Here is an 11,826-nt window from a genome sequence, read left to right on the forward strand (position 1 = left end):
CGGGGCGGGCGGAAAATCCCGGGGAGGGTTCCCCCGCTTGCCGCCGTTGTCGACGCCGTAGCGGCCCGCGCCCAGCCGGACGCGGTGGCAATAGCCCCCCGGCCGGCCCCCCCGCCCCGCCCCGCTCCTGAAGCCAAGCGGGGACCGGCGGCAGCGGCCGGATGACCTGCCATCCGGCCGAGATCGATCCGGCCTCGGGCTACTGCGCGGAAGGCGCCGTCGTCGGCCGTGCGGTCGATGCGCCACATCTCCTGGTCGGGCCGGCGCACCGACTGCGGCGCGTACGCGCCCCGGCGAGCGTGAGCAGGCCGAAGATGATACCGCCGTACTTCGTGGCGGTCACGTGGCAAGGATGACCCGGCCTCGTCGTGACGAACGCTGCTCATGAGCTCCTCGGCGTCATGGGCAATGCCGACTATTCCCTACGGTCGATCTCCGTCAGGTTGGCCTCATAGACCTCCTCTCCGGCCAGGTCCCCGCGCTGCCGGCACTCGCGCAGGGCCTTGCGGGTCCATGCCCGAGCCTCGTCGTGGTCGCCCAGATGGAAGTGGTTCAAGCCCATCAGGCCGCAGAGCTTGCCGAGGAAGCGGTGGGCGGACGATTCCTCGGGGTATGTGTCCAGCTCGTCGAGGAGCCGCAACAGTGCCCGGTTGCTCTCCGCGAACATGGCCCGGTCGCTCATCTGCTGCGCACGCGTCAAGGCCGCACGGCAGGCGCCCAGTCGGCGTCCGTCGGGCGTGCCGCGCCGCAGCTCGCGGGCCGTGAGCAGGTCGTCGAGGAAATCAGCGGCTCCCGCGGTGCCGGGTTTCCGCCTACGGCGTGTCAGTTCGTACGCACGGCGGGCGTGCTCGACAGCCGTGTCGAGGTCGTTCCGCATGGCCGCGTGCATGGCCAGGCGGCTGTGGATGGACGCCACCCAGGCGTCGTCGGCCAGCCCCTCGCCGAGCTCTTCGCGGAGCAGTGCTTCGGCAGCCTCGAACTCCCCGTCCTCGGCGAGGATCTCCGCCTCGTGGAGCTTCTCCATCGGGTTGCCCGGCTTGTCGGCTCCCGACAGCTGGCGCAGCGCGGCGGGACGGCCCAACCCGTCCAGCTCGCGCGCGATCCGCTGGGCGGTCAGCATGAAGGGCCGCATGCCGTCCATGTTGCTGCGGAAGCTCTCCCGCAGCTCCCGGGGCACGCTCAGCCATGCCTCCCGGTCGGCGTCGAGCTCGGCGGCGTGCTGTCGGCACAGTGCGCGGAAACCGGCGTGGTCCCCATCCCGGTCGGCCGCGCTGAGGGCGCGAAGCACCCGTCCCAGCTCCCCTTCGACGAACTCCCCCAGATGAGGAACCTTCACCGGACCGAAGCCCCCCATTGCAGCAGATGGCAATACAAGTGCATGTACAGCAGCCCGGACGGGTGCTCGTACCCGTCGCCCCATCCGGACAGCAGGCCGCTGTGCGGTGCGCCGGGCGCCACGTCGCCGACGACCTGTTTCACGTTCTCCTTGGTGTGGTCCAGGGACACGGTGATGGCCGGCAGGCGTGCCTCGTACACCACACGGCACAGGGCCTGGCCCACGTCGTTCATGACCAGCCCGGACTTTCCCACCACCACCCACACGTCGGCGCGGACGGGCTGCGCCCGCAGCCGCCCGTGCGGCAGATGCCCCACTGGGACGGGGTCCACCGCGGTCCAGCTCCCCGAGACGATCGTGAGCCGCAGCTGCTTCTCCAGCTCCGTGCGATGCCGTCGCACCCAGGACGAGATGAGCACGGCTTCCCCTTCGCACTCGGCGACGACCGCGACGTGGCACGTCTGCCTGGTGCCGGTGGCGTCCAGGTCGGGAAAGCTCCAGTACGGCGTCACGTCGGGCGGCCCTGCGGCCTGTCGTTCCTCGATGTAGCCCCGGAGGTTCAGGCCGCCCCACCCGTCGAGGGTGCCGATCACACGGACCGGCCGCCCGCCGTCGGCCGGCTGTGACCCCGAGTAGTCGGGCATCGGGATCAGGATCTTGCCCTCCCCCATGTCCGGCAGCGGGACCACACCCGTGACCAGTGCCTGCCTGCTCATCCGGCCGTTCGGCACCGCGAAGGACAGCATGCGGTCGTAGAGGTAGGGGAGGTCGCCCGGCTCCGCCATGGACAGTCCGAGCCGGCGCACGCACTCCTCGCGCGACTGCAGCCGGAACACTTCGGTGTCCAGCAGCCCGCGCCAGATGACGAGCTGGCGGTCGTTCACCAGGCTGCGCAACGACTCCGCGTCCGTCGCGGGGCCCGAGGGCCGCGCCGGTCCGCCGGTGTGCAGGATGTCCGGGCGCCCGCCCGCCGTGGCGGCCAGCGCGGTCGCTGCCTCCAGGCTGCACCAGGCCCGGCCCAGGTAGTCGGCCACGTCGTCCAGCAGCACGAGGGTGCGCCCGGCGAACTGCAGCAGGAACAGCGATTCGAGGGTCTTGCGGAAGATCTCCTGTTCCTCGGGGGTGCGGGGAGCCTGTGGCACGCAGGTGTAGTCGTACCAGATATGGATGTGCTCCAGCAGCGGCCGCAGTGCGGGCAGGGTGTCGAGCAGGGCGCTCAGGCGCTCCAGGCCGATGTCCTCGGACGCCTCGGACGCGCCGAGCTCGACCGCGTCCACGCCGACCTGCTCCAGCTCCTGGGCCACCGGCAACAGTGATGTCTCGTCCAGCACTTCGCGCAGGACCCCGACCAGCAGGCACTCCGCCAGGTCCGATCCGGCCACTCCGACCGGCATGTGCATCGCGGCGGGAGCCACGTGGCGGGGGGTGTGCAGTCCACGCCGGTGGGCGACCCGGACCGCCTCGCACATCGAGGCGACCAGATGCCACGCGACCAGGCGCGCCTGTGCGCCGTCCGGGTCGGGCTGTTCGACGTTCAGCCAGCGGTGCGAGACGAACACATGGTGCCGACCGGGGAAGACACCGTGCACCAGCCGGGACGCCGCCTCGCGCATCCGGGGAAAGCGGGCGTACCCGATGAGTTCGTCCAGGGGTAACCAACGTGACTCGGTCAGGTGTGGCCAGACCGACATGGTGGGCTGGGGACGCACGTCCTGCGGCTTGGTGAGCCCGTCCAGCGCGCGGTGGCGGACCGCCAGGGGAATCCTGCCGACGATCTCGCCCCCGGGTTCGGCCATGGCGTACAGCAGCCCCCGCTCGATGCCGACCCGAAACTGCCCGTCCGGGAAGGCGAGGCGCCGGTGGACCAGGAAGTCGCGCTGCCCGGCGAGCCGGGCCAGGTCGGCGGGCAGTCCCGCTCGCTGCCGCCGCCGATCCCGCTCCGCGCGGCCCGCCAGGGTCTCGACACCGACAAACGGAACCTGTGGGCAGGCGCACAGATAGCGGTACGCGAGATCGTCGTACGTCCGCTTGCCCCCGCCTCCGCCCCGGGAATATGCCAGCGCCTTAGCCGCTGCCTCGCTCGCGCGCCGGGCGTACAGCAGCCGGGGGTGCCTGCGTAACTTCTGCGGCGGGATCGTCAGCATGGCCTCGACGTCGTCGGCCGGCGGTTCGCTCCGAGACAAGCAACTCACCTTCGTTCAAAGGGCTTTATGCCCGGCCAAGCGATCAAAGCACATATCTTTTCAGCACGGTTGGCGAGCGTGACGACCACCACGGGGAGACACCGCCATGGCTGAAATCAGTGACTCAGTATGGAACGACGGAATCGGCGCGGAGGACTATCGAGACGCGAAGGCCACGTATCACGCCGCGATCTTCGAGCAATACCGGCTGTGCGTGGAGATGGCCGACCGGGTCAGCGCCCGGCGCAACCTCGCCAACACCTTCTTCCTGACCCTCCACACCGCCCTGCTCGCCTTCCTCGGGGCCTGGCTGTCCCAGGAACCCCACCGCGATGTGCCGGTCGTCCTCGCCCTCGCGGCCTTGCTGGTCCTGCTGGGCATGTGTGTCACCTGGTGGTTCACCATCCGCTCCTACCACCATCTGAACAGGGGCAAGTTCGAGGTGATCGGTGCGCTGGAGGAGCGGCTGCCGGCCCGCACCTTCGTTTCCGCCGAGTGGCGTGCTCTCGGCGAGGGTCGGGACTGGCGCGTCTATCTGCCGTTGAGCCGGGTCGAGCGGTGGATCCCCCTCCTCTTCGCCGGGGCCTACATGCTGGGATTCGCCGCCGCCATGGCTCTGTGAGGCGGGCAGATGTCCGCACCGCTCGATCGGCTCGACCGGTGACCGCCACCGGATAGAGTGACGGTCACATCACCCGGGCTGGAAGGGGATTGCCGCGTGGTCACGGTCGCCGTCACCGGTCACATGGACCTGGCCGACGAGGCAGCCGAGGCGGTGCGCACGGCCCTGCGTGACCTGCTGGCCGGCCTGCGGGGCGACTCACTCGTGGGACGTTCCTGCCTGGCCCGCGGCGCCGACACCCTTTTCGCCGAGGAAATCCTGTCCCTCGGCGGTCGGCTGTCGGTGATCATCCCGTCCAGGGACTACCGGGACGCGGTAGTGACCCCGGCAGACCTCACCAGGTTCGACGCGCTGTGCGAGGCCGCCGACGAGGTGGTGATCATGCCGTACGAGCACGCGGGGCGCGCGGCCTACGAAGCGGCCAACCTCCGCCTTCTCCAAGGCGCGGACCGTGTGGTGGCCGTCTGGGACGGCAGCGCGCCCACCGGCGGTGGTGGCACGGCTGACACCGTGGCCGCCGCCCGCTCGGCTGGGCTGGCCGTCGACGTTGTATGGCCTCCTGGTGCGCGCAGGTCCGGCGCCTGACACCCATGCTCGATTCCGGCCTCGCCTCCGCAGCCTCCTGGGAGGAGGCGATGACCCTCCGCCGGGAAAGAGGGCGTGCGAGTGGACTCGCAGAGGCAGCAGCCGACAGGACAGCACGGAGCAGACCATGCACAGCGACCAAGATGGACCCGTGGCAGCATCTGGTCCTGTATGCCCTGACCGACGCCCTCGCCCACAGCCACCTCGCGGTCGGCCCCGTCGCCGCCTACCTCCGGCTCCAGGAGCTCGACGCCGACCCGCTGCCCCGCTACCTGCAGTCCCGGACTCCGACCGCTGCATCACCCGCGAGGCCGTCCAGCACCTCGACGGCCCCACCGGCGCAGTGCCCGAGGAAGCGGCCGAGCCGGTCTGGACCGCCGTCGGCCGCGGATCGCCCGCGATGGCGGCTGACGAACCACGCCGGCTCGCCTCCGCGCGTGGTGCTCGACGGCGTCGGTGTCGCACTCGCATGTCTGCGAACCGTGGCGGTCGAGATCCAGGCCGGGCGATGAGCCGGCCGGCGGCTGTGCGGCGCTCAGCGCAGCCAGGCCGAGTACGTGGACCGGCTCCACCGCCCAACGCCGAGGGGCGGTGGCGGCGATGGTCGCTCCACCGGGACGGTCCGCGGTGGGCTGTGTGGCGTACGGCTGCGAGTCAGCAGCGAGTCACTTCCCGGCATCGGTGCCCTTTGCCTGGCAGTGCCACCCAGCGTGTGGCGCCAGCGCGGTCCCGAGGTCGCGCCTTCGCAGTATCCTCCCCGTTCGTCCTGTGTGGCCTCAGGCTTGGTAGGGCAGCCCAGGGACCGACTACTTGAGGGACACACCCACTGCGCCTGCGCCGAGCACAGCCATGGATGAATCCACCGTCGACCGCCGGGCCAGCGCAGCCGCCTTCGCCCCTAGGGGGTGTCTTTCCGATCATGTGTCGAGCCAGATGAGGGTGCTGGCGAGGACGATGGCGGCGAGGTAGCGGTCGGGACGCTTGTCGTAGCCGGTGGCGATGCCGCGCCATTGCTTGAGCCGGTGGAAGCAGCGTTCGACGACGTTGCGACGTCGGTAGGCGGCCTTGTCGAAGCTGCAGGGCCGTTCCCGGCGCCGCTGCCGGCCGGCGAGCTGGTCGACACGTTCGGGGATCGTGGCCTTGATCCCGCTCTGACGCAGGTAGGCCCGGAAGCTGCGGGCCGAGTAGCCCTTGTCCGCGACGATGGGGTCGGGCCGGGTTCGGGGTCTTCCCGGGCTCGGCCGGGCCACGCGGATGCGGCCGATGACGGTGGCCGCCTGGGTGCAGTCGTTGGGGTTGCCCGCGGTGACCACGAAGGCCAGAGGCCGGCCCCGTCCGTCGCAGGCGAGGTGGAGTTTGCTGGTCAGCCCGCCGCGGGAACGTCCGAGGCCGCGTTCTTCGAGCCCCCTTTGGCAGCCGCGTGCTGGTGGGCCCGCACGATCGTGGAGTCGATCGCGACCAGCCAGTCCACCTCCGCCCGGGACTGAGCGGCGGCCAGCAGGCGGTCGAAGGTGCCGTCCGCAGCCCAGCGGGCGAAGCGTCCATGGACTGTCTGCGAGGGACCGAACCGCTCGGGCAGGTCCCTCCAGGGCAGACCGGTGCGGAATTTGAACACGATGCCCTCAAGCACTTGCCGGTGATCCCGCCACCGCCCCCGGGCCCGGCCCACGGACGGCAGCCGCGCCGCAGAACAGGGCTTCAGGCGGCGAACGGGTTGGTGTGGCCGGGCAACTGCTGTCCCGGGCGCAGGAAACGCTGGCCGCCCTGTTCGTCGCGCACTGCGAGGAACCCGGCGTCCGTCAGCCGCTGTGCGATCTTCCCGCGGCGGATCGCGCCCACCTTGAACGCCACGGTGAAGAGCAGCGCGACCACCCCGCCTGAGGCGACCGCTTCGACCGGCGACCTGTCGATGAGCAGAAGGACCGTCAGGACCGCGCAAGCGAGGTAGCATTTCACCTTTTGACTCCGGTCGGCTACGTACATGGCCATGACGTCGAAGGTGATGAGGTCCTTCAGCACGGCCACGGCACCGACCGCTTCAGGAAGCGGCTTCAGCGAGCCCCGTTCCAGCCCCGGCACTGACCCACCGTTGCCCGCCTGCGGATGGGCGGTGATGGTGGCCGCCTCACGGGCGCGCGCGTCGGGCTGCCGGTCCCGGTGCATCCGGACCTGGACCAACGAGTTCCTGAACCCGGTCCTGTACGCCATGCCGTACGTGTAGCCGTACTGCTCTGCCACGTGCGCCAGGGCGGCCGCCTTCGCAGTGGAACCCTGAGGGGCGATCTCAACGATGTCCTGCTGACGGGCGATCTGCTGGAGCATCCCCGCTACATGACGTTCTACGGACATCCTGTTCCCACCCCCCTGGGACCCCCCGCCTGGACCCCACCACGCACAGCCTAGGGGGCGCGCCGTCCCAGCTCCCCGCCGGCCCAGCAGAGGTTACGGCTGCAGCAAATCCCGTGGGTGTCAGGCTCCGCCATGGCGTAGTGCGCCCCTGGCAGGAGCGGTGGCAGGCTGCGCTCAAGGCTCTGGAGGACCTAGAACGGACCTACTCGGGCTGGTCAGACGGGCCAGGCGACAGCAAGGGCTGGAAGATCCCCATCGACTTCTGCAACGTCTGCTTCCACCTGATGGACTGGATCAACAAAGATCCGGCCGTGTCGCCGACAGTCCAGAGCGCGGTCCTGAAGATCAGGGATCAGCACGCAGCGATCAAGCTCACGGGGCCGACCGTGATGCACGTCATGAGCCGGCCCTGACCCGGCGGTCGGGCCCTGACCCGGCGGATGCCCCTCGTCCGCCCACCGGAACGGAGGCCCCGCCGCCCGGGCGCACTGGGGGCAAAGGGCGTGCGACGCGGTCGCCCTGCGGACAGCGCCGCACGCCGGGCGGGCCATCAGCGGGCGGCGGGCCTCGTGAAGTCCGTGCCGGAGATGATGATCGGGCGCGAGATCAGCTTCAGCCGGTACTCCATGCTCACGTCGTCGATGAGGAACGGCATCCGGTTCCTGTTGTCCTCGATCACCATGAACGTGAGGGTGACCTTCTGCGGCGACGTGCTGTAGAACGCGTCGGGCAGGGTGAGCGAAACCTTCTCGTAGGCGCCTGTGGTGCCGCCCTTGTTCATGCGGCTGTGCAGCTCGTGACTCTGCCCGTTCTCGGCGGTGGCCTCGACGACCAGCTGGCGGAAGCCGAAGTCCGGCGAGTCCGCGCGGACCACGTCGCTGCGAAGCCAGAACGTCAGCACCGGCACCTTGTACGCCGGCACGGTGATCTGCTGGGAGACGCGGCTGATGCCGGTGTAGCCCGTTCCGCCGAGTTCGGCCTTGCCGACGCCGGAATGGGCGGGCCAGGCCGAGGAGGTGTTGACGGGGTGCCCGCCGAAGGGTGTCACGTACTCGCTCCAGGACGCGTTGCCGCTCTCGAAGCCGGGGTTCGCGATCTCGGACGTGCCGGCGCTGGCGCTCGGTGCGGCGATGAAGGCCGCTGTCGCTGCGAGGACGGTGGAGGCGGCGAGTATGCCGGCTCTCCGTGCTTTCTTTCTCATGGTTCTCCTGGCTGTTTCCTGATTCCGGTAACAGAGCCCGCCCGCAACAGCCCCAACGGTCGGCCCACGCGCCTCCGACGGCTCGTCAGGAGGTGGTACGGCCGGGCCGTGCCCGCGGACACGGTGGTCACCCGTGTCGAACCGCGCGGCACACTGTAGCGTCCGCGCCGCAGTGCGACACGAACGGTGTCACACGGTGCCTGAGGAGCGTCCAAGTGCCTGTCCGCACGGGGTAATTCTCCCGAACGGCACTCAAGGACCTTAACGCCCGGCTCTGCTCGACGCCGACCACTGAGCCCACCGGGCACTCAACCTCGGCGACCAGTACCCCAGTGCCCTCTACGAGCCGACCACCGGCCCCAGTCCGTTTCCCCGATGCCGCGCTCTGTGAAGCCGTCGATGCCAGCCCGAGACGGTAGGTCACCGACCTGCGCAGTCCGCCGCATGCTGAAGCAACTGATCTACGCAGACCCCTGCCCACTGTGCTCGCGACCGATGGAACCGAGTTCCGCAGCGTCCGCCGCTCCGCGCAACAGGACCACCCCGCTCGCACCGACTTCCACCGGTACCACTGCGCCGGCTGCGAGGCCGCCCGCCCCCAGGAGTTCCACGACGCGATGCGCGCCCTCTACGAGAGCTGACTGCGGGCCGTGCGAATACTGCGCCGCAACCACCTGCCTCCGGACGTTCATCGCGTGCTGACGCGGGCCTCGGCGCATGCCGGGGTCCGCTGTTGAAGGTCTTCGCCGTGTCGCTGGGGTGGGCTACTTCGGCTCGGAGGTGTGGAAGTGGCCCCGGGTGAGGGCAGTGAAGCAGGTGAGGGCGAGGGCTGCGGCGAGGGCCTGGATGAGAGCCATGAGAACGGCGCTGTCGGTGAGGCCGGCCAGGGGGGAAACGAGCGCGCCGACGAGGAAGCTGGAGGAGCCCAGGAGGGCGGAGGCGGCTCCGGCGGCGTGGGCGGTGCGGTTCATGGCAAGGGCGTTGGCTTGCCGATGAGCAGGCCGAGGCTGGAGACGAGGACGAAGAGCACCGCGCAGAGGGCCGGGAGGCCGACGTGTCCGAGCAGGCCGGTGGCGAGGGCGAGCATGGCCAGGCTCGCCAGTAGCAGGAGGCCGAGCCCGGCGGTGACGATGGTGTGTACGGGGAAGCGGCGGATCAGGTAGCGGCCGTTGAGCTGGCCGGTGGCGACCATCCCCGCGGCATTGAGACCGAACAGCAGGGCGTAGGTCTGGGGGCTGGCGCCGTAAAGGTCCTGCAGGACGAAGGGAGATGCTGCGAGATATGCGAAGAAGGCGCCGAACGCACCGGCGGCGGCGATCAGGCAGCCGGTGAAGACACGGTCGGTCAGCAGGCTCCGCATCTGTGCCAGGCCCACGCCCCGGGTGCGGCGCATGGCGGCGGGAAGGGTCTCGGGCAGGCCGAGCGTGATGGCGGCGACGACCACCAGGCCCAGGATCGCGAGGGCCGCAAAGATGCCACGCCAGTCGGTGACGTGCAGCAACTGGGCCCCGAAGAGCGGGGCGATGACCGGGGCAACCCCTGAGATGAGCATCAGGGTGGAGAAGACCTGGGCGATCTTCACGCCCTCGTAGAGATCGCGGATGATCGCCCGGGCGATCACGATGCCGGCGGCCCCGGCCACGCCCTGGATAAACCGCAGTCCGATCAGCGCGCCGACGGTGGGGGCGAGCGCGCAGGCGAGGGAGGCGGCGGTGTAGAGGAGCATGCCCCCGAGGAGGGGGCGGCGGCGGCCGAGGCGGTCGGAGAGGGGGCCGACGGCGAGCTGGCCGAGGGCCATGCCGATCAGGCAGGAAGTGAGGGTGAGCTGGACGACGACCGCAGTGGTGGTGAAGGTGTTGGCGACGTCGGGGAGGGCCGGCAGGTAGACGTCGGAGGACAGCGACGGCAGAGCGGTCAGGGCGGCCAGGACCAGGAAGATCAACGGGCGCCGTGAGGGCGTATCGGAAGTGCTGTCGGTGGCGGTAACAGCCGCATTCTGCGCAGGGCTGGACAAGGATCACTCCTTGATGGAAGGGGGTGGTGGCGGCGTCGAAGCTAGTGCTGTTTGCCCAGCTCAGGCGCCCTACAGGGTGTCTGCGCAAGTCTTCTGTGGCGCCCTGAAGCCATCGGCCGCCCAAGGCCTACGGAGACCCCTGACCGGCGGACGAGAAGGCGCCAGGGGACCTGCAAGCGGCCCAGACGGGCACCCCGAGTGACTCGCCGACCTCACTTTCTCGCCCTCACGGAACCAGAAAGCCGAGAAGCTCTGAGCGGGCACCTAAGAGCTTATCGATCCATCAGAGTAGGGGGGATGGGCCTTTCGTGACCCAGAGCACCAGAAGGGCCTTCAAGGCCGCCTGGCTCCACTACACAAACGCATCGATGCCGCACTGAGCTAGAGCCACTCTCCGAGAGCGGCGATCAGAACAGTTGCTTCGTAGCGGACTGCTAGCTTGTCGTAGCGCGTGGCGACGCTGCGGTTCCTCTTGAGCCGGTCGATGCCGCACTCGACTGCGTGACGCTGACGGTAGTCGACCGGGTCGAAGCTCGGTGGCCGACCGCCCCGCGCACCTCGCTTCCGACGGTTGCGGACCTGGTCGGCCTTGTCGGGAATGGTGCAGCGAATACCGCGGCGGCGTCGGTAGGCGCGATGTCTGTTGGAGGCGTGCCTTGTCCGCGCGCACCTGGTCAGGACGGACGCGTGGTCGGCCCGGTCCGAGCCGGGGCACCCGGACCTTTCTCAGCACCGGTGCGAATGGCGGTGAGTCCCCGCGCTGACCGGCCGTGACCACGATCGCCATAGGCTTCTGCCCCTGCTCGACAGCCAGGTGCAGCTTGGTGCTGAACCCACCGCGCGAGCGACCCAGCCCATGAGCATCAGGTTCGGAAAGAATGCCGCCTGGTGGCTCCTTCTGCAGGTCACCCCGCTGCGGGCCCCGGCCGCGTGATGGGCGCGGCAGACTGTGGAGTCGATGCTCAAATCCCACGTGATCGCACCCCGAGCGTCCGCCATGGACTGCAGCCGGGTGAAGATCCGGTGCCAAGTACCGTCCCTCTGCCACCTGCGGAACAGGTCGTAGACCCGGGCCCAGGGACCGTACTCGACCGGGACGTCCCGCCACGGAACTCCGGTACGGGCCCGGAACCGTATACCGTCGATCAACCGTCGCCGCGACCAGACAGGCGGCCGCCCCGCTCTGCTGCCCTTCGGTAGCAATGGCTCCAGCCCTACCCACTGCTCGTCTGTGAGATCTCCCCGCCCCATGGCCTGTGATCATTCACAGATCAAGATCCACTTTCGATACAGGCCCTAAAGGGTGTTGCAGAAGGCTTGGTGGCGGGCATTTTGCCTGTGTGGGTGAGGTGTTGAGGGCTGAGCCGGTGTGGGTGGAGACGTTCACCGGGTTGCCGATGGGGCGCTTCGAGAAGCTGCTTCGCGCGGTGCGGGAACGGGGCGGCAACGGTCCCGGTGGTGGCCGGCCGTGGTGCCTTCCGCTGGCCGAACGGGTGCTGCTGGTGGCCGTGTACTACCGCACGAACCTTACGATGC

Annotated in this window: 10 protein-coding genes and 3 pseudogenes; 5 read left to right on the plus strand and 8 right to left on the minus strand. The window is 69.6% G+C overall.

Features of this window, described 5'->3' with window-relative positions; translation table 11 throughout:
* Positions 1 to 415 precede the first annotated feature (415 nt).
* Both E2B92_RS32330 and E2B92_RS32335 read right to left on the minus strand, forming a co-directional pair.
* Positions 416 to 1,288: a hypothetical protein gene (locus E2B92_RS32330; protein WP_126884853.1), complete on the minus strand. Its 873-nt coding sequence runs from the start codon at positions 1,286 to 1,288 to the stop codon at positions 416 to 418.
* A 44-nt stretch (positions 1,289 to 1,332) separates the two neighbouring features.
* Positions 1,333 to 3,519, minus strand: a complete 2,187-nt coding sequence (locus E2B92_RS32335; RefSeq protein ID WP_126884852.1) for a hypothetical protein — start codon at positions 3,517 to 3,519, stop codon at positions 1,333 to 1,335.
* A gap of 106 nt (positions 3,520 to 3,625) precedes the next feature.
* Between E2B92_RS32335 and E2B92_RS32340 the strand changes: the two genes are divergently transcribed.
* The gene (locus E2B92_RS32340; protein WP_126884851.1) at positions 3,626 to 4,141 is read left to right on the plus strand and encodes a RipA family octameric membrane protein; all 516 of its coding nucleotides are present in this window, start codon (positions 3,626 to 3,628) and stop codon (positions 4,139 to 4,141) included.
* Positions 4,142 to 4,237: 96 nt separating this feature from the next.
* The gene (locus tag E2B92_RS32345; RefSeq protein ID WP_126884850.1) at positions 4,238 to 4,726 is read left to right on the plus strand and encodes a hypothetical protein; all 489 of its coding nucleotides are present in this window, start codon (positions 4,238 to 4,240) and stop codon (positions 4,724 to 4,726) included.
* Positions 4,727 to 5,643: 917 nt separating this feature from the next.
* Here the strand turns inward: E2B92_RS32345 and E2B92_RS32350 are convergent.
* Positions 5,644 to 6,428 (minus strand): annotated as a pseudogene (locus E2B92_RS32350) (IS5 family transposase).
* Positions 6,425 to 7,048 (minus strand): hypothetical protein, encoded by a 624-nt coding sequence (locus E2B92_RS32810; RefSeq protein ID WP_126884849.1) that lies wholly within the window; start codon positions 7,046 to 7,048, stop codon positions 6,425 to 6,427. The pseudogene E2B92_RS32350 and the gene E2B92_RS32810 overlap by 4 nt, the downstream one beginning before the upstream one ends.
* Before the next feature lie 167 nt (positions 7,049 to 7,215).
* On the opposite strand from E2B92_RS32810, the gene E2B92_RS32355 reads away from it, so the two are divergent.
* Positions 7,216 to 7,488, plus strand: a complete 273-nt coding sequence (locus E2B92_RS32355; RefSeq protein ID WP_126884848.1) for a hypothetical protein — start codon at positions 7,216 to 7,218, stop codon at positions 7,486 to 7,488.
* A gap of 137 nt (positions 7,489 to 7,625) precedes the next feature.
* Here the strand turns inward: E2B92_RS32355 and E2B92_RS32360 are convergent, their stop codons facing one another.
* Positions 7,626 to 8,276, minus strand: coding sequence for a hypothetical protein (locus E2B92_RS32360; RefSeq protein WP_126884847.1), 651 nt, complete (start codon positions 8,274 to 8,276; stop codon positions 7,626 to 7,628).
* Positions 8,277 to 8,758: 482 nt separating this feature from the next.
* On the opposite strand from E2B92_RS32360, the gene E2B92_RS33125 reads away from it, so the two are divergent.
* Positions 8,759 to 8,917, plus strand: coding sequence for a hypothetical protein (locus E2B92_RS33125; RefSeq protein WP_185923564.1), 159 nt, complete (start codon positions 8,759 to 8,761; stop codon positions 8,915 to 8,917).
* Positions 8,918 to 9,040: 123 nt separating this feature from the next.
* On the opposite strand, the gene E2B92_RS33715 is transcribed toward E2B92_RS33125, so the two are convergent.
* From E2B92_RS33715 to E2B92_RS32375, 3 genes and pseudogenes are all read right to left on the minus strand, one after another.
* Positions 9,041 to 9,247, minus strand: a complete 207-nt coding sequence (locus tag E2B92_RS33715) for a hypothetical protein (protein WP_235024081.1) — start codon at positions 9,245 to 9,247, stop codon at positions 9,041 to 9,043.
* Positions 9,244 to 10,218, minus strand: coding sequence for a multidrug effflux MFS transporter (locus tag E2B92_RS32370; protein WP_235024082.1), 975 nt, complete (start codon positions 10,216 to 10,218; stop codon positions 9,244 to 9,246). The genes E2B92_RS33715 and E2B92_RS32370 overlap by 4 nt, the downstream gene beginning before the upstream one ends.
* 453 nt (positions 10,219 to 10,671) lie before the next feature.
* Positions 10,672 to 11,541, minus strand: a pseudogene (locus tag E2B92_RS32375) (IS5 family transposase).
* Between the two features lie 89 nt (positions 11,542 to 11,630).
* On the opposite strand from E2B92_RS32375, the pseudogene E2B92_RS33720 reads away from it, so the two are divergent.
* Positions 11,631 to 11,826, plus strand: a pseudogene (locus E2B92_RS33720) (IS5/IS1182 family transposase); the annotation flags it as partial.

This window comes from Streptomyces sp. WAC05374, assembly GCF_004353505.1.
GTDB lineage: Bacteria > Actinomycetota > Actinomycetes > Streptomycetales > Streptomycetaceae > Streptomyces.